The organism is Sphingopyxis sp., from assembly GCF_051861155.1.
Lineage (GTDB): Bacteria > Pseudomonadota > Alphaproteobacteria > Sphingomonadales > Sphingomonadaceae > Sphingopyxis.
This window is the reverse complement of the sequence record NZ_JBHYDE010000004.1, coordinates 1-18,907: the sequence shown is the minus strand read 5'-3', so window position 1 is coordinate 18,907 and position 18,907 is coordinate 1. Positions and strand designations below refer to the sequence as shown.

Sequence of the window (18,907 nt, the reverse complement as noted above, 5' to 3'; positions counted from 1 at the left end):
ACCCCATGCGGCGGCTCAGGCGGCGGCGCCAACGGCAGCGACGGCAATCCGGCGGCGCAGCAGGAACAGCCCGCCCGCCAGCAGCGCGGTGGGCACCAGCATCAGCGTGAACGCCGTCCGCCCGTCGAGATTGGCAAAGATCGCGCCGGTAATCACCGACCCGGTGGTCCCGCCCAGCGCCGAAAACACCACCACCAACCCCATCAGCGGCGGATGATTGCGCCGCGGCATCGCGCTCAGCATCACCGAAATGATCGTCGGATAGACGGGTGCCAGGGCGATGCCGATCAACGGGAACAAAAAGGCCGCGGCGGGCGCATCCGCCCAGCCGGCAATGACGCCCGGCCCCGCCCCCTCGGCCAGCGGCAGCACGACGACGATCAGCGCCGCGAGCACCGCGAGGCAGATGTTGAGCACCGGATACCAGTCGAACCGCGCCATCACCGCACCCGCGGCGAACCGCCCGATCGCCAGCGACGCCGCAAACAGGCTCGCCGCCTGCACGCTCATCTGATGCGGCAAATGCAGCACCTCGTTGTTGAACGTCGGCAGCCAGGTCGCGATCCCTTGCTCGATCAGCACGAACACGAACGCGCAAAAGACAAAGACGAGGACGAGCGGCAGCGCCGCGAGCCGCAGCATCGCGATAAAGGGCGCAGCGTCGGGTGCCGCCGCAGTATCGCCGTCGGCGCCGGGCGCCTCGTCGACCCGCGCCGTCAGCAGCAGCAACAGCGCCAGCCCGCACACCCCCGCCAGCACCCAATAGGCGTTCAGCCAGCGCAGCCCGGCGGGGTCGATAAAGGCGCTGAACACCCAATAGGATGACAGCACCCCGACCATGAACATGCCCTCGATCAGGCTGGTCAGACTGGCATGCTGCCGCGCGTCGGCGGTGACCAGGCCGATCAGCGAATAGACGACGACCTTGGCGACCGCAAAGGCGGCGCCGACCATCGCGAAATGCAGCTGCGCCGCACCGAAACTGCCGAGCAGCGGCATGACGAGACAGGCCAGGATGGCGAGGACGAGCGCGGCGAGCAACGCGTTGCGCAGCCCGAACCGCGGCAAGTAACTCGCGGTAGCGAACGACACGACCGCGATCGTGATGTCCTTGAAGCCCTCCAGCGTGCTCGCCTGCGGCTTGGTGACGTCGAAACTCGCGATCGACTGGAGGATCACCGTCCCGACGCTGTTGAGCAGCATCGCAAAGGCGACATAGGTCAGGATCAGCGCGGCGATCAGTCGGGTGCGGGCCATGACCTTGTCCTTAGCAGAAAAAGAAGGGGTGGCCGCGAAGAGGCCGCGGCCACCCAGTAGGGGGAGAACCCTAGAATTTATACGCGGCGCTGAACCGGAACGACCGGCCCAGGATCGGCCGCGCGTTGACCACCTGCCCGCCGGTCTGCCCCAGCGTGCGCGGATCGCCCTCGGTCAACCCGGCCTTGTCGGTCAGATTGTCGGCGGTCACCGCAAATTCCAGCGCGTCGTTGACATCGACCCGCACCCCGGCGTCGAGCTTGAAATAATGCGGCAGCGACTGGGTGTTCGCGGTGTCGGAGAAACGGTCGCCGACATAGCTGAAGGTCGAATAGAGCGAGACCTTGCTGCCGCCGCCGAATTCGATGTCATAGGACGGCGTCACCCGCCATTGCCACTTCGGCTGGCGCTGCACCCGATTGCCGCTGAGGTCGATCGTCCCGCCGCCCGCAAAGAAATCGCGATATTTGGCGTTCAGCCAGGTTCCCGAAAAGGCGATTGTGAAATTGTCGACCGGGCGCAATTGCCCTTCCAGCTCGATCCCGGTGCTGCGCGCGCCGCCGATGTCGGCGACCGGCGCCCCGTTCTGGATCACCGTCGTCACCAGCCCGGTGAACTTGGTGTGGAACAGCGTGGCATAGAGCGACACCGGATCGGTGCGCACCTTCAACCCGCCCTCGAAATTGTCGACCCGCGGCGACACGAAAATCCCGTCGCGCAGATTGTCGAAGAAGGGGTTGGTGTTGCCGCGGTTGTAGCGGACATAGGCGCCGACCGACGACGAAATGTCGTAATTCAGCCCCGCGGTCCACGACCAGGCACCCTTTTTATACGCGATGTTGCGGAAGGTGCCGTTCAGCACCGCGGTGCCATTGTTGTAGAGTGTGTTCGGGTTGTTGTCGGTATCGACCCCGAAATTGTTATTCTCCAGCGTCCCGCTCGCCTTGTAATTCTGGTAGCGCACCCCGGCGTCGAAGCGCAATTCCGGGGTGATCTGATATTCGTCGGTCGCGTAAAAGGCATATTCGCGGCCGTCATAGGCGGCGTTGACGTTAAAGAACGACCCCTGGGTAAAACCGCGGTCGGTCGCGACTTGGCCGTTGGCCAGCGTCAGGTTGAGCAACCGCGCGTTGTTCTCCGCGGTCAGCAGATGGACATTGCCCAGATTCCACTGATCGTTCGATGAAAAATCGGCGAAATAGGCGCCGACGGTCAGCTTGTTGCTGCCGCTTTCCCATTCGAGCGCCAGATCGTTGGCGAAATTCTCGATCTGCTTGCGGACGATCCAGGTGCCGGCGCGGATGACCTGCTGCGTCCCCGCCACCGCCTGGCCGCCGTTGACATAGGTCAGGCTGCCGATCGTGCTGCCCAGCGAGGCGGCATAGGCGTTGGCGGTCGTCGCGGTGCTCGCGGGGACCAGCCCGGTCGTATCGGCGTCGCCCTTCAGGTAACTCGCACGGTAGCGCAGCTGCAGCCCGTCGCCGACCTCATAGTCGAAATTGGTGCCGAGGTTGACCAGCTTGGCGCCGCGACCGTCGGCCAGGTTGGCGCGCGTCCCGTCGGGCAGCGTGCTCAGCCGCGTTTCGGGCCCGGCAAGCACGCCCGACCCCAGGTCGATATTGCCGAACCGGCGGACCTTGTCGCCGTCGCGGATCACCGGGATCGGCAACAGCCACTGGCCGCGATCGTTAAGGTAGCGCGCAAAGACAAGGATCGATCCCTTGCCCAGGTCATGACGGACATTGGCGGTGATCTGACCGCCCTTTTCGGCGGTGAAGCGTGGGTCGCGGATACCGTTGCCGCTGGCATAATAGCCGCCGACCATGAAGCTCGTATTCTCACCCAGCGGCCCCGACAGCAGCATGTCGCCGCGCAGGTCGCCATAATCGGTGACGCTGGCCTTCACCAACCCTTCGAAATCGCGCCCGCCTTCCTTCTGGACGAAGTTGACGGTCAGGCCGGGCTGGCCGTTGCCGAACAGCGCGCCGGTGCCGCCGCGCACCGCCTCGACCCGCTCGATCGTCTCGTCGATGCGGATCAGCTGGGTGTTTTCCAGGAACGACAGCGTCGGCGGCGAGAAAAAGGGCACGCCCTGCACCGTCAGCGTGACGAATTCGGCGTCGCCGCCCGACGGATAGCCGCGCACGAAGATGTTGGCGCCATTCTGGCCGCCCGAACTTTCGGCCGACACGCCGGGGATGACCTTGAACAGGTCGGCGGTGCTGTTCGGCGCCGCGCGATCGATCGCGTCGGAATTGATGCTGGTGATCGCGAACGCCGCGTCCTGGCGGTTGATGCCGCCGCCGGCGGTGCCGGTGACTATGATTTCCTCATTGGCCGCCGCCGCGTCGTCGGGCTGAGGCGTTTCCTGGGCGAAAGCTGCGGTCGGCAGCGCCAGCAGCGCGATCGACGACAGCAGATAAGTCCTCTTCAACATGGCATATCCTCCACTTTACCTGTTCTGGTTGATCGGTTTCCCTGCCCCGCCGCTGCCTGTTCTGCTGACAGGATCTGGCCGAGCGAAAGGTCGCCGATGGCGGGAACGTTCAGGTCGGCATCGGGCAGCGCCTCTTCTGACCCGATGCCAATGGCCACCATGCCCGCCGCATGGATGGCCGAAATTCCGGCGCGTGCGTCTTCGACGCCGATACAATCTTGGGGGGACAGGCCCATGCCGGCGGCACAGGCCAGGAAAATGTCGGGGGCCGGCTTGGCGTTCGGCACCGCGCCGGCATCGGCGATGAAATCAAACGCGTCGGCAATACCCAGCAGGCGCACGACGTCGCCCGCGTTGCGGCTCGCCGACGCCAGCCCGATCTTCAGCCCCGCGGCGCGCAGCGCGCCGAACAGCTCGGTCACCCCGGCGAACAGGTTGGCGGGCGAATAATCGGCCAGCCGCACGCGATACGCCGCGTTCTTTTCGGCGAGCATCGCATCAAACACATCGGGCGCGATGTCCGCCGCGGCCTGCCCCAGGATCAGCCGCAACGACCCGGCGCGATCGACGCCTTTCAGCGCATGGTTCGCCTCGCGATCGAACGCAAAGCCGTGCCGGTCGGCAAGCGCCTGCCACGCCTGATAATGATCCTCGGCGGTGTCGGTCAGCACCCCGTCAAGGTCGAAGATCACGCCCTTCAGCGCCGGGCGCGCCATGGTGACCGGATCGCTGCCGACGCACAGCGGGCGGCCATGGTCGAGGATGATGATCGGGGCGCCCGCCAACAGGCGATAGGTGCAGCCCATGTTATCGACCGCGAGTTCGACGGTGCTGCCGCGCCATTGCAGGCGAAAGCGATAGCCGGTCCATGCCGCGGGCAGCTGCGGCCGGAACGACGGCGCGGCGCCATCGAGACGCAACCCGCCCCACCCCTGCGCCAGCACCAGCCAGCTTCCCGCGAGCGCCGCCATATGCAGCCCGTGCGAAGTGTTGCCGTGGCGATCCTCCAGATCGACAAAGGCACATTCGCGCAGGAAAGCGAGCGCCGCCGCCTCGTCGCCCAGCCGCGCCGCGGCAATCGCGAACGACACCGACGACAGCGTCGAATCATGCGTGGTGACCTGGGCATAATAGTCGAAATTGCGCCGCTGCCGCGACAGCGGCATCGCGGTCAGGTCCATCGCCATCGCCTGGACGACATTGCCCTGTTTCGCGACCTGATGGCGGAACAGGATCATCGGGTGATAGCGCATCAAGAGCGGCCCATGGCCATCGCCGGACGCCAGCCCCGGCAGTTTGGGACGGCCCAGAAACGCATCGTCCTGCGGATTGACGCCCAGTTCGGCATCGACCGGCAGCCACATCGCCGCCGCCGCGCGGCGCCACGCGGCAACTTCGGCGTCATCGACATCGGCGGCGGCCGAGCGGGCACCGACGCTGCCGCGCAGCCAGTCCGCGGTGTCGGCGGCATAGGCCAGATGGCGGCGCGCGATCGCGTTGGTATAAAAATCATTGTCGACCAGCGCCGAATATTCGTCGGGTCCGGTCACCCCATGGATGCAAAAGGCACCGCCGCGCCGCGGATCGAACGCGCCGATCTCCATCCAGATGCGCGCGGTGTCGAACAGCATCGGCGCGGCCTGGCTGCGGAAATCATCGTCGCCGGTCGCTGCGACATACAGCGCCAGCGCATAGGCGATGTCGCCGTTGATATGATATTGCGCCGACCCCGTCGGATAGTGCGACGAACATTCGTCGCCGCCGATCGTCCGCCATGGATAGAGCGCCCCGCGGGCGTGGCCGAGCGCCTTTGCATGCGCCCGCGCCCGGTCGAGCTTGGCAATGCGATACGCCAGCAGAGTGCGCGCCTTGGCGGGCGCCTGCAATGCCAGCACCGGCAGCATGAAGGTTTCGGCGTCCCAGAAATAATGGCCTTCATAGCCCTCGCCGGTCAGCCCCTTGGCGCCGATGCTGTGGTGCGGATCGCGGCTCGCCGACTGGTGGAGCTGGAACAGGTTAAAGCGCAGCGCCGCGGCGAGCGCGTCATCGCCGGTGATCGCCAGCCCGGCATGGTCCCACAGCTGCCCGGCCGCCGCGCGCTGGCGCTCGGCGATGGCGTCGAAACCGGTCGCCGCACCATCCAGCGCGGCGAGATCGACCGGGCGGCCGCGCGAGCTGGCCAGCGCGACCACCCGGTCGATCGTCAGGACGCCGCCGACGACCAGCTCGCCATGCACGACATGCCCGCCCACCACCGCGGCGACCGGCGCGGCGGGGCAAGTGACATGCTGGGCGTAGGCAAGCTCGACGGCGTCCTGCGCGAACCGGGTAACCGATGATGGGTCGCCCGGCAGGGGGGAAAGGATCGTCCACGCCGGGCGCAGCCGCGCCGAAATGCGCGGATCATCGGCTTCGGCGCCGGTCGGCGCGGCGCTGTCGGCGCCATAGGTCAGCGTCGCTGTCACGGCGCCGCCGAAATCGAGCGCCCGGATATGGATACGCGACGCAACGCACGCCGCGCCCGCCAGCGGCACGATACGCTCGGCGGCAATCTCCAGGCTGCGTCCCCCGGCCAGCCGCCAGCGCGTCATGCGGCGCAGCGTGCCAGTGGCAAGATCGAGCGTGGTTTCGGTGTCGGCAACTTCGGCGGCGGCAAAATCGACCGGCGCGCCGTCGATCGACAGGCGCAGCAGCACCGGGCTGGGACACGCGATCCGCGTATCGGTCGCGGTCGCATAGCCCGGGAAGCTTTCGTGATACTCGATCGGGCGGCGGACATACGCATCGGGCAGATAGGCCGCCGGCGCCGATGCCAGCTCGTCGATCACCCCTTCGACGCCGACCAGCCCGTTCGCCAGCGCGAACAGCGCCGCCGCCTGCGCCCCGGTGGCGTCGCTACCGCGCCGGACCAGTTGCATCGTCCCGGCGTCGCGCAGCGCCGACGGCATGACTTCAGGGGTTTGTTCGGAAATCGCCACCGCATCCTCATCCCGGCACGGGCTGCTCGACCCCTGCTCTGAAACGCGGTTTCCCGCAAAATGGTATCGATGTCAAGGTATCGATACCATTTTGCATTTCAGGTCATGCTACGCGGCACTTTCGTCCACTTCCGGCTAACTCTCGCGGATGATCAATTCGACCGGCATCGCCCGCGAATCCACGGCCTTTCCGGCGACCAGGTCGAGCACCTTCTGCGCCAGCAGCTCGCCGCCCACCCCCCAATCCTGCCGGATGCTGGTCAGCGGCGGCGAAAACAAACCCGCCCCCGGCGAATCGTCGAAACCGACGACCGACACCGCGTCGGGGACGTCATGCCCCCGCACCCGCAGCGCCTCGATCGCGCCCATCGCGATCGCGTCGCTGCTCGCAAAAATGCCATCAAAGCCCGGCGCCGTGCCACCCAGCAACGGCGCCACCGCCTCGCGCCCCGCCGCGACGGTGAAAGCGCAGGGGATATTGGCGACAATCGCGGCATCCGACCCGGCGAGCCCGGCGCGAAAGCCGTTCAGCCGGTCCTCGGCCTCGCCATGCCCGGCATCGCCCAGGAACAACAGCCGCCGCCGTCCGCGCCCGACCAGATATTCAGCCGCAAGCCGCCCTCCCTCGCGATTGTCGCTGCCGACGACGATGCGTTCGGGCGGCCCATGTTCGGCGCCCCAGACCACATAGGGCAGCCCCGTCGCCTCGATCACCGCCGCGGCATCGTCATGCACCCCCTGCCCCAACAGGATCACGCCGTCGGCCGACGGCGGCGCCTGCGAAAACAGGTCGATCGTGGTCAGCACCATATTTTGCCCCGCCGCGGTCAGTTCCTGCAGGATGCCGCCGAGCAAAAGCAGCGGATAAGGCTCACTCATCAATCGTTCGTGCGACGGCGTCATCTCGATCACCACCGCGATCGTCCGCGTCCGCTGTTGCCGCAAATTGCGCGCCGATACGTTAAGCCGGTACCCCATGCGCTCGGCGGTCTCGCGGATCAGCGTCCGGGTGCTGTCCTTGACCGTCGATTGGTTCGACAGCGCGCGCGAGACGGTAATCTTGGCAATGCCTAGTTCCTTCGCGATATCCGCCATCGTCGGGCGCGCGTTGCCGCCGCCATGGGAACCGGTGCCACTTGCCATCCCTGCCCCTTAACGCGCCGCGCCGATGTTTCACAAGGGACTAGGGGTTCAGTTCGTCCAGTAGATATAGTCCTGCCCATTCCGCCACGCGGCATTCAGCGGCACGTCGATCCGCACCGGCCCCTCGACCAGCCCCGGCCAGATCGGTTTGGCCATGCCCTTGTTCTGTGCCTCGATCATCGCGCGCAGCGCGGCAACGCGCTGCGGGTCGGCGGCCGCGAGGTCGTGGCGTTCGGTGGGATCGGCGGCAAGATTGTAGAGGCGTGCCTGTTCGGGCCGCTTCGTGACCTGCAATTTCCAGTCGCCGGCGCGGACCGCGCGATAATCGCCCGACCGCCAGAACATCGCCGGACGCTTCGCCGGGCCGGCCAAGATATTCTCGCTGTCGATCGGGCGGTCCTGCGGCACCGCGGCGCCCGCCGCCGCCGCGATCGTCGCGAAGATGTCGAGATGACCGGTGACGTCGGCGCGCTGCGTCCCCGGCGTAATCCCGGCGGGCCAGCGCATGAACAGCGGGGTGCGGATCCCGCCTTCGAAAAAGGTCGCTTTCCAGCCGCGGAAGGGCGCGTTCAGATTTTCGATGCCGTTGTACCAGGCGCCGCCATTGTCGCTGGTGAAGATGACGAGCGTATTGTCGTCGATCCCCTGCTCTTTTAGCTTCGCCATGACATCACCGATGCGCCGGTCGAGCTGCGCGATCATCGCGCCATAGACGCGCGTCTTGTGATCCTTGATCTGCGGCAGCCGGTCATAATCCGCCTTGGTCGCCTGCAACGGCGTGTGCGGCGCGTTGAACGCGAGATACAGGAAGAACGGCCGGTTGCGATTGGCCTCGATCGCGCGGATCGCCTCGTCGGCGAAGTAATCGGTCATATGGCCGCGCGGGTGAAAGCGCTGGCCGCCGTTAAAGGTCACCGCGTGGCGCAAATTCGCCCACAGGAAGCGATCGATCGGATCCCAGGGCAGCTTCGCATTGACGACCCCCGGATCATCCTCCGCCATGAACATCGCGCCTCCGGCGAGGATCGCGAGGCTTTCGTCGAAGCCCTGCGCCTGCGGTTGCAGCGCGGGTGCTTCGCCCAGATGCCATTTGCCGATGTGCAGCGTGCGATACCCCGCCGCCTTCACCGCCTCGGCAATCGTCACTTCGCTCGCCGGGACGCCCATGGCCGGATAGTCGGGGATGTCGGGGGTCACCAGCTCGCGGTGGAAAATCGCGCGATGCGGCCCGACGCCCTCGCCATGCGCCAGATTTTCGGCGAACTCCACCGGCACCGCAGTAAATTCAAAGCCGAAGCGCGCCGGATAACGCCCGGTCATCATCGCCGCGCGCGATGGCGAGCAGGTCGCGTTGGCGGCGTAGGCGGAGGCGAAATTGGCGCCCTCGCGGGCAAGGGCGTCGATATTCGGGGTCTGCACGATCCCGCCCGCGACGCCGCCTCCGTTCAGGCTGATGTCGTTATACCCCAGGTCGTCGGCGACGATCAGGATGATGTTGGGCGGGCGTCGGCCCGCGGGCGCCTGGACCGGCCCCTGCTGCCAGCGCACCGCGCGGTTCGGCGCCACGGGATCGCGCCAGTCCTGCACGATGCCGGGCAGACGATATTGGTTCGCCTGATACGCCCAAGTGCCGCCCGCGGCCAACGCCGCGAGAAGCGTCGCGGCAATCCATCGCATCTTCATGGCCATCCCCACCCATGCCATCGATATTATGACACTATATGTGTCACTATATTGATGGCGGCGCAAGATCGTGCGACACGAGCCCATTGACCCCGGCGCCAAGCTGGGCCAGCGAAGGGGGCATGACCAAGGCGGCGAGCAAATCGATTGCGACAAAGGCCCAGCCCGTGCGGATCGACGGGCGGCGCGAACGCGGCCGGTCGAGCCACAAGCGGATCGTCGAGGCGATGATGGAGCTGATCATCGCGGGCGACCTGGCGCCAAGCGCGGCGCGCGTCGCCGAGGAAGCAGGGATCGGCCTGCGCACCGTGTTTCGCCATTTCGACGACATGGACTCGCTCTACGCCGAAATCACCGCGACGATCACCGAGCAGGTAATGCCGATCGTCACCGCGCCCTATCCCGACCAGGACTGGCGCGCCAATGTCCGCGACATGGTGCGGCGCCGCGTCCGCGTGTTCGAAACGACGCTGCCCTTTCGCCTCGCCGCCAATATCAAGCGGTACCAGTCGCCGTTCCTGATGGGGCAATATGGCAAGGTGGTGATGCTGGAGCGCGAGCTGTTGCTGCGCCTGCTCCCCGGCGCGGTGCTGACCGACCGGATCAATGTCGAGGCGCTGTGCGCGGCGTTGTCGTTCCAGAACTGGCGCGCGCTGCGCCACGATCAGGGCCTCTCCGCCGAGGAAGCCGGGACGGTGACGATGCACATGGCCGAAACGCTGATGGCGACAATCGGCGACGCGGCTTGAAACGCAGCGTTGGCCGCCTGTCGGCGCTGGCGCTGCTCGGCGCGATGGCGGGGTGCAGTTCGCCGGAGGACGCGCCGCCGGTCGCCGCCGCGGCGCCCGAGTGCCCCGCCATGTCGGCCCGCGACTATGTATGGATCCCCGGCGCGACCTTTGCGATGGGCACCGATGCGAAGTTGCCCGAAGAAGGTCCGGCGCGCGAGGTCAGCGTCGCAGGCTTCTGGATCGCGGCGCACGAGGTGACCAACGCCGAATATGCCGCGTTCGTGAAGGCCACCGGTTACAAGACGATCGCCGAGCAAAAGCCGCCCGCGCTGCCTGGTGCGCCGCCCGACATGCTGGTCCCCGGATCGGCGGTGTTCACCGCGCCGACCGACGGCAATCCGAACTGGTGGCGCTGGGTCGTGGGGGCTCAGTGGCGCCATCCTGGGGGGCCAGCATCGACTATTGCCGGGCGCGACCGCGATCCGGTGGTCCAGATCGGTTATGACGACGCGCTGGCCTATGCCCGCTGGGCAGGCAAGACGCTGCCGAGCGAGGAACAATGGGAACTCGCCGCAGCGACCGGCGGGGCCGACCGTAACGTCCCCGTCGATGCTGCAGGCAAGCCGCAGGCCAATTATTATCAAGGGGCGTTCCCCACCCGCGACCTCGGCACCGATGGCTTTACGGGCCGCGCGCCGGTCGCCTGCTTCCCCGCAGACGCCCACGGCGTCCACGACCTGATCGGCAATGTGTGGGAATGGACGACAAGCACGGCGGGCAGCGAGCGCAATATCATCAAGGGCGGCAGCTTTTTGTGCGCCGCCAATTATTGCGCGCGCTATCGCCCCGCCGCGCGCCAGTTTCAGGAACGCAGCCTAGGCACCGACCATATCGGTTTTCGCCTGATCGACCCGAAGCGCCCGGCGCCGACGGCGCCAGTGCCAGACCAAGGCTGACAGCAGCAGCACGAACCCACCGATCCACAGGCCAAGGCGGATCAGCCGCGGCTTGCCCTGCTGTTCGAACGCATAGCGGTTGATCTGTTCGTCGGCGGTGTAGCCCGCGGGCATGTCGAGCACGCCATTCGCCTTGGCATAAGCGCGGTAGTCGGCCAACATCGCCGCAAAGCGTTCGGGCATCGCGGCGGCCAGGTCGCGTACCTCGCCCGGATCCTCTTTGAGGTTATAGAGGCGCCAGCGCCCGTCGCCGGTGGGTGCGAGGTTACGCACCAGCTTGAAATCACCGCGGAACAGCGCGGCGTTGCCTGAGAGTTCGTAGCCAAGCGGCGTATCGCCGTGGACGCTCTCGACGTCGCCGGTCAGCATCGGGACCAGGCTGCGCCCGGTCACCGGCTCGACCGCCTTGCCCTGCCACGCGCCGTCATGGCCGGGGATACCGGCCAATTCGGTCAGCGTCGGCACGATGTCGGTCACATGCGCGAGGCCGTTGCTGACGCCGCCTGCGCGCAGCGCTGCATTGCCCGGCCACGCGATGATCAGCGGCACGCGGAGTCCGCCCTCGGTCGCGCTGAACTTATACCCCGACAGCGGCGAGGCCGCGGCGCTCGCCCAGCCCGGCCCGATCGCCGCAAAGCTGCCGCGGCGGCCGATATTGGCGGTCGACAGGTCATATTCCATGTCGAGGAACAATCGGTTGCGCAGGCTGCCGAAGGGGTTGGTCGGCTCCGCGCCATTGTCCGACAGGAACACAAAGATCGTATTGTCGTAATCGCCGGTCGCTTTCAGATGCGCGACCAGTCGGCCGACCTCGCGGTCCATCGCGGTCGCCATCCCCGCATAGGCCTGCATCACCCGCACCGCGGCGGCGCGTTCGTCGGCGTCGAGCTTGGTCCAGTCGGGCGTCGTCGGCATCGTGACGATCGGCACGCCCGCTGGGACGATACCGAGCGCCGCGGCGCGCTTTGCCCGCGCCTGGCGCAGCACGGTCCAGCCGTCGTTGTACAGCGCCGCATAGCGCGCGATGTCGCTGTCGGGCGCCTGCACCGGGATATGGTTGGCGAGGAAGTTGACCGAGGCGAGGAAGGGTTTGCCGCTCGCGCGATCCGCCTCGACATAATCGATCATCTTCTCGACGACGAAGCGCGACGAGTAATAGTCCTTGGGCAGCGTCGCGGGCTTGCCGTCCTCGGTCCACGCCGCGCTGTCGTACATCCCCTCGATCGGGCGCTGCTCGAAATTATCGGCGCCGGCGTCGGCCAGGCTGAACGCCCGGTCGTAACCGCGCGCGTGCGGCAGGCGCGTCGCGTCGCTGCCCAGGTGCCATTTGCCGGTGAAATAGGTGCGATAGCCCGCCGCCTTCAGCAGCTGCGCGATGGTCACGACGCGGTGGTTCATCACCGTGTCGTATCCGGGCTTGCCGCGATGTTCGTCGGGGATGGTTTCGGGCATGTTGCCGAGGCCATTGCGATGGTTCATCACCCCGGTCTGGAGCATCGCCCGCGTCGGCGAGCACGACCCCGCAACATGGAAATTGGCAAAGCGCGTCCCGGCAAAGGCGAGCGCGTCGATGTTCGGGGTCGCAAATTCGGCGCCGAACGCGCCAACATCGCTGAACCCCCAGTCGTCGGCAAGCAGGATAACGATGTTGGGCTGGCGCGGCGCGGTCGTTTTCGGCTGTCCCTGCGCAGGCGTCGCGACAAGCAGTGCAGCGCAGGTAATGATGGCAGTGCGCTGGAACCGGCCCTTGCGACCCGGCACCTTGCTGGTCCTCACGCGCACTGCCATCGCCCCTCCCCCTGGGATACTGGCACTTACTATGCCAATATATCGGCGAGTCAATATGGGGCGAGCGGACTATCGCTCGCGATAGTCGGGGGCGCGTTTTTCGAGGAAAGCGGCAAGCGCTTCGCGATGGTCTTCGGTGGCCGACAGGATCACCTGCTGGCGATCCTCGATCGCCATCGCGGCGTCGAGGCTCTGGGCATCGATGTTGAGGTTCAGCGCCTGTTTCGACAGCCGCAGCCCGTGCGGGCTGGTCGCCAGCATCTCGTCGGCGAGCGCCAGCCCGCGTTCGAGCAGCGCGTCCTCCTCGACGATCTCGCTGACCAGCCCGGCGCGCAGCGCCCGTTCGGCGTCGATGAAGCGCCCGGTCAGGATCATCTCGGCAGCCAGGCTGGCGCCGACCAGCCGCGGCAGGAAATAGCTCGACGCCATGTCGCAGCCGCCAAGCCCGATGCGGATATAGGCGGCGTTGACGCGCAGCGACGGCGCGGCGTAGCGCACGTCCGACGCCAGCAGCAGCGACAGCCCGCCGCCGCACGCAGCGCCGTGGCCGAGCGCGACGATCGGCTGCGGACAAGCGCGCATCTTGCGATAGATGTTGCCGATGCGGGTCTGGGTGCGGAGCGTACGGAGAACCGGGGTCTCGTCACTCGACCGGTCCTCCTGAATGTCGAGCCCGGCGCAGAAGCCGCGCCCGGCGCCGCGCAGGATGACGACGCGAACCTCGGGGCGATCGGCGAGCCCGCCGAAATAGGCGTTGAGGTCGTCGACCAGTCCTTCGTTCAGCGCGTTGAGCCGGTCGGGCCGGTTGAGCGTCGCGATCTCGACCGCGCCGCGCGGCTCGATCAGCAGCGCGTCGGTCACAGGCATTGCCCGTCGTCGACGGTGATGACGCTGCCCGTCACCCCGACCGATGCGTCCGACGCGAGGAACAGCAGCGGTGCGTGGAGGTCGCTCGCGGGGCGCGTCCGCTGGCGCGGGAAGCTGGCGACCAGCGCCTTGCCGACGTCGCTGGCGAGCATGTCGCCGGTCATTTCGGATTCGAAATAGCCCGGCTGGATGATGTTGACGTTGATGCCGCGCCGCGCCCATTCGCGCGCCAGGCTGCGCCCCAGATGGCGCACCGCGGCCTTGGTGGCGCCGTACATCGACGATGCCGGATAGATTTTCTCGGCGGTGATCGAACCGATCAAGATGATCCGGCCATGGCCCTGTTCGCGGCTGCCCGCCTTGTCGAGGCGTCTTGCGCCTTCGCGCGCGGTCAGGAAAACGCCGCGCAAATTGGCGGCGAGCAAGGCATCGACCTCGTCGATGCCGAGCTGCATCGCCATTTTTTCGGTCGCGATGCCGGCGTTGGCGATGATCGTGTCGACCGTGCCGAACGCCGCTTCGGCGGCGTCATAGGCGGCGATGGTCGATGCTTCGTCGGTGACGTCCATCGTCACCGCGACGGCCTGCCCGCCCGCTGCCTCGATCGCGGCGACCTGCGCGGCCAGTTTGTCGGCGCGCCGCGCCGCAAGGACGACCTTTGCGCCCGCGGCGGCGAGCGCTTTCGCAAAGCCTGCCCCCAGGCCCGAGGAGGCGCCGGTGACCAGGGCGACCCGCCCCGAAAGATCGAACGTCGGTTGCGCGGCCATCATGCTTCCCCTTCGGCTTCGCTCCGCCTTGGAACCGATTGACGTTTACGTCAACTGCCGCGCGCCTGTCAGAAAAGTCAGGAAAACGGGTTGACTTATGACGTTTGTTCCTGTAATGTTCTCATGTCGACACCAAACCTCATCCCCCGTCGCAGCCGCCAAGCGTGGCGGGCGGGGGATAAAGGTTTTTACCCATAGCGACGTCTCCGGCAGGCCGCTTCGCGCCGCCGCCCGCGATTCCGAACAGGATCGCGAGTAAGGATTGATCGTCGCGGCAAAGGTCGGCAGACAGGACCGGATCGGGCAGGCAAACAGGGGCTTACCATGGCATCATCACCCGGCGTCTTCGCCGACCGGACCTGACCCGATGCACGCGGTCGAAACCTTCGAACTGGTGCTCGGGCTGTTGGCGCTCGTCGTGGCGCTGCACTGGCTGGCGCTCAAGCTCCACTGGCCGCCCGCGACCGCCCTGCTCGTCGGCGGCGGCGCGCTCGCCTTCATTCCCGGACTGCCCGCCATTTCGCTCGACCCCGAACTCGCACTGGTGCTGTTTCTGCCGCCGCTGCTGATGGACGGCGCCTATTACACCGCGCTCGGGCGCTTCCGGCGCCATCTGCCGGGCATCCTGTCGCTCGCGGTCGGCGCGGTCGTGTTCACCACGTTGGTTGTCGGGGTGGTGGTGCACTGGATCTTGCCCGAACTGCCCTGGGCCGCCTGCTTTGCATTGGGCGCGATCGTGTCGCCGCCCGATGCGGTGTCGGCGCGCGCAGTGCTGAAGGGTGTGCATCTGCCGCGCCGGCTCGAGGCCTTGCTGGAGGGTGAAAGCCTGCTCAACGATGCGACGGGGCTGATCCTGTTTCGCTTTGCAGTTGCCGCGACGCTCAGCGGGGTGTTCCATACCGGCGAGGCGGTACAGAGCTTTGCCGTCGTCGCGGTGGGCGGCGCGATCGTCGGCGTGGCGGTCGGCGCGGTCTGGCTGTTCCTTGCGCGCCGCCTGCGCGACCGGATGCTCGTTGTCCTCGTCACCCTGTCGCTGTGCTGGGCGGCGTATATCGCGGGCGAGGCGGTGCATGTGTCGGGCGTCATCGCGACCGTCGCCGCGGGGCTGGTGATGGGGTGGTACCAGCATGTCGTGCTGTCCGCCGACGTCCGGCTGCTCGGCAGTTCGGCGTGGCAGATCATGGTCTTTCTGCTCGAAGCGCTGGTGTTCATCCTGATCGGCTTTTCGCTGCGCGGCGCGGTCGAGCGAATCGGTGGGATCGATGCGGTCCCGGCGTCGATGATCGCGGTGGTGGCCGCGGTCGTCGTGACCGTGGCCGTCGCGCGCTTCATCTGGGTTTTCGGGTCGGAAGCGCTGCTCGCGCTCGCGCGCAAGACGGGCATCGAGCGCGCCCGCCCGCTCGGCTGGCGGCGGGCCACGGTGCTCAGCTGGGCGGGGATGCGCGGCGTGGTGACGCTGGCGGTCCCGCTGACCCTGCCCGTCGACATGCCCGGCCGCGACCTGATGCTGATCTGTGCCTTTGCCGTCATTTTCGTCACCGTCGTGGCGCAGGGGTCGAGCCTGGGCTGGGTCATCCGCAAGATTACCCCGGTCGATGCCGATCCACCGGCGAAGATGGCAATGCCCGCCGCCGAAGCCGCGATGGCGCGGGCACGCAGCGCGGTGATCGAAAAGCTTGCCTTTGATGCCGATGGCACGCTGATCCACCCCCACATGCTGGAGGAGCATCGCAAGCGCATGCGCTTCATGGAGCGGTACGAGGCCGACGCCGCGGCCGCGATGGACGATCTGCGCCCGCATTTCGACATCTTGCTGCAAGCGATCGCCGCGGGCCGCGCCGAACTGATCCGCATCCACCGCGCCGGGCATATCGAGGACGAGGTGCTCCACGAACTGGAACGCGACCTCGATATCGAAGAAATGGCGATCACCTTCCAGCGCGGCGAATAGGGCGGGATATGGGCACCGGCTGGCTGGGGCGGCAGGAACCTCACCTAAGGAAAAGCCGCACCCCAAAAAGCCCTGTTTTCGGCCAATTTCGCGTGGCACCAGTTACGACTGGCTACACTCACTGGCTACAGTTAGTGGCATCGCAGACCAACCGCAATAGAACATCGGTGCCGCGTTCCGGACAGTCGCTCCAGGTCTTCCGCTGCGCGTTGCCCCATCCGTCTCGCGGGCGTAGTTCGGACAGCGCACGCCGCCTGTTCTCGTCCAAATGAAGGCACTTTCCCCTTAGCTATCCCACCTCGCACGCCCTGCCCTACCTTCTCCGCTAACAGAGATCACCCATCGCTCCGCATCCCGCTAGGTTAGTCCTTAGCCAAAGGGCTGCCCGCGCGGCGACTGCACCTTAATCAGCGGCGCAAACTTACCTTAGCAACGACCAAGCACGTCCATTCGCCTGCGCACCTGCGCCGCGACGATGCCCCTCGGAAGACTTCCTCGGTGCTGCCCTCAATGCAACCGGCGGCCCGCTGCGTTGAGGTCAGGACCGATCGAAATTTGAATAATTGAATAAAATTTCTGAGTAGCTTGGGAGCAGCTTACGACGATCCTATAACTCAGGGTCGGCGAAATAATCTCGTCCGACGAGCTTTAACATTAGCTCCAAGGAGAATGAGAATGAAGAACAGGTTTAATAGAAAAATCGCGATGGATTTCGTGATTTGCCTCGGTAGAATGATAACACTCAGGTGGGAAGTAGATGGAACTCCCTCTAGAGAGGCTGCATTCACTGTTGCGCAAGCAGGGAATGAGCATGGTTTTGAGCAGGCGGCCAAAGAAGCCAACAAAGACCTGATTGTGCTTGCCTTCAAGCCCGGGAAGGAACGCCGTGGACCCGCCAATATCGCGGTTTATGAGAACTATGACGGTAAAGTGAAGACGTGGCCTCAATGCTCGGTATGGGTTCTTTCCAGGGAAGGACCGGCTCTGATAGTTCCCAAGGGCGCGGATTTCGGCTTTGCTTATCACGATGCGGCACTTTGTCGGGTATTGGACATCCCGTTGGACCATCGGGCTGATCGGATCAAAATGGCGCGTGAGATCCTGTCACTGATGCCGCAGATCATGGCATGCGATCCCAATACTTATGAAAGGGTTCATTGATCCCGCAGGGCGCCACGAGAGGTCGCTGGCAAGGCCGCGCTCCCAATCGGAGAGGAAATAAGTATCATGGTGCGAGCGAACACCTGCCATCTGATGAACCCCTGATATCGGGCTCGCATAATGATATATCCGGCTGGCCCAGGCGTCGATAATTCGATTGCCGACACCTGGGCTCAGCAGATTCCCTTAGCGATTAGTGGGATAGAGCGAGCGAAACGTCGTCACACTCATTGTCGTGCGCATGGCGGCGCGCAACAGCTTGCGATTTTCCGACGACGCGGTCCAAATCGCTGGAATTTGCCGACCGTTAAGCGCTTCCACGATCTGAGTGTACCTAGCGGTCGACAGCCGGTCGGCAATACAGATGATTAGCAATGCAAACAGGCGCGGCATTTCGCGCATAAAAATGACCGTCCCGCACACGGCAACGAGCACGACAATTGGTTCGACGTTAAACATTTCTTTTCTCCTCTGATCTTCGGATCACTCCCCCCCGCTCGATTCCTCTCCTCGTCGAGCCCGTGGACATTGCGGTCCGATCCATCCAAAGCGCCAGAAACGGCAAAGCGGCAGCCGGGATGAGAGGCGCCGGGCGTTGTCGGTGCCCGGTGCCGTCAAGATCTCAGCTGGAGATTTGGGACGTCGCCGCCGCCATGACATATTGCGGCGGGACGATCCCGGTCCACTCCCACCAGCGCTCGGCCAACCGCTTGCGAGAGTTCTCCGTCCGCAGCCAGTTCTGGCGGACCTTGCCGTAATCGCGGTGCTCCGGGTCATACCCGAACCGCCCGACGTGGCGGCCTTGTCGAACGCGGTGCCGCGGACGGTCAAGACGAGCTTGGCATCCGACGATTCAACGGTCGCGATCGCGTTGCCGGCGTAGATCGGGCGGGTGAAGGTCTTCGGACCCTCAACCGACAGGATCTCGCTGATCTGCATCACGTCGAGCAAAGCGGCGACGCGCGGCGCGATATTCTTGCCGGTGGTCGTCGCGGGCGCGAGGAACGCGTCGTGGCTGGCCATCAGCTCGGCAACCAGCGGCGCGATATTCTCGGGCAGATTGTGACCGAAAGCGGCATTATCGGCGACATGGACCTTGCCCACGCCCGCGATCTGCGCGGCTTCCTTGGCGACCGCATCGACGCCCGAACCGGCGACGAGCAGATGGACTTCGCCCAGCTTCGACGC

Annotated in this window: 13 protein-coding genes and 1 pseudogene; 4 read left to right on the top strand and 10 right to left on the bottom strand. The window is 65.9% G+C overall.

Translation table 11 applies throughout. The annotated features are described in order from the left end of the window. Positions 1 to 15 precede the first annotated feature (15 nt). The 5 genes from ACTIFP_RS08320 to ACTIFP_RS08300 all read right to left on the bottom strand — a co-directional run bounded on the left by ACTIFP_RS08320 (position 16) and on the right by ACTIFP_RS08300 (position 9,498). The gene (locus tag ACTIFP_RS08320) at positions 16 to 1,257 is read right to left on the bottom strand and encodes an MFS transporter (RefSeq protein ID WP_439568246.1); all 1,242 of its coding nucleotides are present in this window, start codon (positions 1,255 to 1,257) and stop codon (positions 16 to 18) included. A 70-nt stretch (positions 1,258 to 1,327) separates the two neighbouring features. After that, entirely contained in the window at positions 1,328 to 3,694 is a 2,367-nt protein-coding gene (locus ACTIFP_RS08315; protein ID WP_439568245.1) for a TonB-dependent siderophore receptor, read from the bottom strand. After that, positions 3,688 to 6,672, bottom strand: coding sequence for a beta-phosphoglucomutase (gene pgmB / locus ACTIFP_RS08310; RefSeq protein WP_439568244.1), 2,985 nt, complete (start codon positions 6,670 to 6,672; stop codon positions 3,688 to 3,690). Before pgmB ends, ACTIFP_RS08315 begins: the two co-directional genes overlap by 7 nt. A 135-nt stretch (positions 6,673 to 6,807) precedes the next feature. Next, positions 6,808 to 7,815 carry a substrate-binding domain-containing protein gene (locus tag ACTIFP_RS08305; protein ID WP_439568243.1) on the bottom strand — a complete coding sequence of 336 codons (1,008 nt, stop codon included), beginning with the start codon at positions 7,813 to 7,815 and terminating at the stop codon, positions 6,808 to 6,810. A gap of 48 nt (positions 7,816 to 7,863) precedes the next feature. Then, on the bottom strand, positions 7,864 to 9,498 hold the full coding sequence (locus tag ACTIFP_RS08300) for a sulfatase-like hydrolase/transferase (protein WP_439568242.1): 1,635 nt from the start codon (positions 9,496 to 9,498) through the stop codon (positions 7,864 to 7,866). A gap of 122 nt (positions 9,499 to 9,620) precedes the next feature. Here ACTIFP_RS08300 and ACTIFP_RS08295 point away from each other — a divergent pair, with 122 nt between their 5' ends. Beyond that, entirely contained in the window at positions 9,621 to 10,247 is a 627-nt protein-coding gene (locus tag ACTIFP_RS08295) for a TetR/AcrR family transcriptional regulator (protein ID WP_439568241.1), read from the top strand. Between the two features lie 44 nt (positions 10,248 to 10,291). Beyond that, a complete protein-coding gene (locus ACTIFP_RS08290) occupies positions 10,292 to 11,185 on the top strand; it encodes a formylglycine-generating enzyme family protein (RefSeq protein WP_439568565.1) in 894 nt (297 codons plus the stop codon). On the opposite strand, the gene ACTIFP_RS08285 is transcribed toward ACTIFP_RS08290, so the two are convergent. The 3 genes from ACTIFP_RS08285 to ACTIFP_RS08275 form a co-directional block, all read right to left on the bottom strand. Then, positions 11,105 to 12,973: an arylsulfatase gene (locus ACTIFP_RS08285; RefSeq protein WP_439568240.1), complete on the bottom strand. Its 1,869-nt coding sequence runs from the start codon at positions 12,971 to 12,973 to the stop codon at positions 11,105 to 11,107. The two genes, ACTIFP_RS08290 and ACTIFP_RS08285, sit on opposite strands and share 81 nt — an antisense overlap. Positions 12,974 to 13,042: 69 nt before the next feature. Beyond that, positions 13,043 to 13,840 (bottom strand): enoyl-CoA hydratase/isomerase family protein, encoded by a 798-nt coding sequence (locus tag ACTIFP_RS08280; protein WP_439568239.1) that lies wholly within the window; start codon positions 13,838 to 13,840, stop codon positions 13,043 to 13,045. After that, positions 13,831 to 14,607 carry an SDR family NAD(P)-dependent oxidoreductase gene (locus ACTIFP_RS08275; protein ID WP_439568238.1) on the bottom strand — a complete coding sequence of 259 codons (777 nt, stop codon included), beginning with the start codon at positions 14,605 to 14,607 and terminating at the stop codon, positions 13,831 to 13,833. The genes ACTIFP_RS08280 and ACTIFP_RS08275 overlap by 10 nt, the downstream gene beginning before the upstream one ends. Positions 14,608 to 14,974: 367 nt before the next feature. On the opposite strand from ACTIFP_RS08275, the gene ACTIFP_RS08270 reads away from it, so the two are divergent. Both ACTIFP_RS08270 and ACTIFP_RS08265 read left to right on the top strand, forming a co-directional pair. Continuing rightward, positions 14,975 to 16,558, top strand: coding sequence for a Na+/H+ antiporter (locus ACTIFP_RS08270; RefSeq protein ID WP_439568237.1), 1,584 nt, complete (start codon positions 14,975 to 14,977; stop codon positions 16,556 to 16,558). A 675-nt stretch (positions 16,559 to 17,233) separates the two neighbouring features. Then, a complete protein-coding gene (locus tag ACTIFP_RS08265; RefSeq protein WP_439568236.1) occupies positions 17,234 to 17,719 on the top strand; it encodes a hypothetical protein in 486 nt (161 codons plus the stop codon). Positions 17,720 to 17,905: 186 nt separating this feature from the next. On the opposite strand, the gene ACTIFP_RS08260 is transcribed toward ACTIFP_RS08265, so the two are convergent. Next, on the bottom strand, positions 17,906 to 18,178 hold the full coding sequence (locus ACTIFP_RS08260; RefSeq protein ID WP_439568235.1) for a hypothetical protein: 273 nt from the start codon (positions 18,176 to 18,178) through the stop codon (positions 17,906 to 17,908). A gap of 300 nt (positions 18,179 to 18,478) precedes the next feature. Then, positions 18,479 to 18,907 (bottom strand): annotated as a pseudogene (locus tag ACTIFP_RS08255) (electron transfer flavoprotein subunit alpha/FixB family protein); the annotation flags it as partial.

Coding starts and splice junctions, on each gene's coding strand:
- ACTIFP_RS08320 (WP_439568246.1), bottom strand. CDS start 1,257: ATGGCCCGCACCCGACTGATCGCCGCGCTGATCCTGACCTATGTCGCC.
- ACTIFP_RS08315 (WP_439568245.1), bottom strand. CDS start 3,694: ATGTTGAAGAGGACTTATCTGCTGTCGTCGATCGCGCTGCTGGCGCTG.
- ACTIFP_RS08305 (WP_439568243.1), bottom strand. CDS start 7,815: ATGGCAAGTGGCACCGGTTCCCATGGCGGCGGCAACGCGCGCCCGACG.
- ACTIFP_RS08300 (WP_439568242.1), bottom strand. CDS start 9,498: ATGAAGATGCGATGGATTGCCGCGACGCTTCTCGCGGCGTTGGCCGCG.
- ACTIFP_RS08295 (WP_439568241.1), top strand. CDS start 9,621: ATGACCAAGGCGGCGAGCAAATCGATTGCGACAAAGGCCCAGCCCGTG.
- ACTIFP_RS08290 (WP_439568565.1), top strand. CDS start 10,292: ATGGCGGGGTGCAGTTCGCCGGAGGACGCGCCGCCGGTCGCCGCCGCG.
- ACTIFP_RS08285 (WP_439568240.1), bottom strand. CDS start 12,973: ATGGCAGTGCGCGTGAGGACCAGCAAGGTGCCGGGTCGCAAGGGCCGG.
- ACTIFP_RS08280 (WP_439568239.1), bottom strand. CDS start 13,840: ATGCCTGTGACCGACGCGCTGCTGATCGAGCCGCGCGGCGCGGTCGAG.
- ACTIFP_RS08275 (WP_439568238.1), bottom strand. CDS start 14,607: ATGGCCGCGCAACCGACGTTCGATCTTTCGGGGCGGGTCGCCCTGGTC.
- ACTIFP_RS08270 (WP_439568237.1), top strand. CDS start 14,975: ATGCACGCGGTCGAAACCTTCGAACTGGTGCTCGGGCTGTTGGCGCTC.
- ACTIFP_RS08265 (WP_439568236.1), top strand. CDS start 17,234: ATGAAGAACAGGTTTAATAGAAAAATCGCGATGGATTTCGTGATTTGC.
- ACTIFP_RS08260 (WP_439568235.1), bottom strand. CDS start 18,178: ATGTTTAACGTCGAACCAATTGTCGTGCTCGTTGCCGTGTGCGGGACG.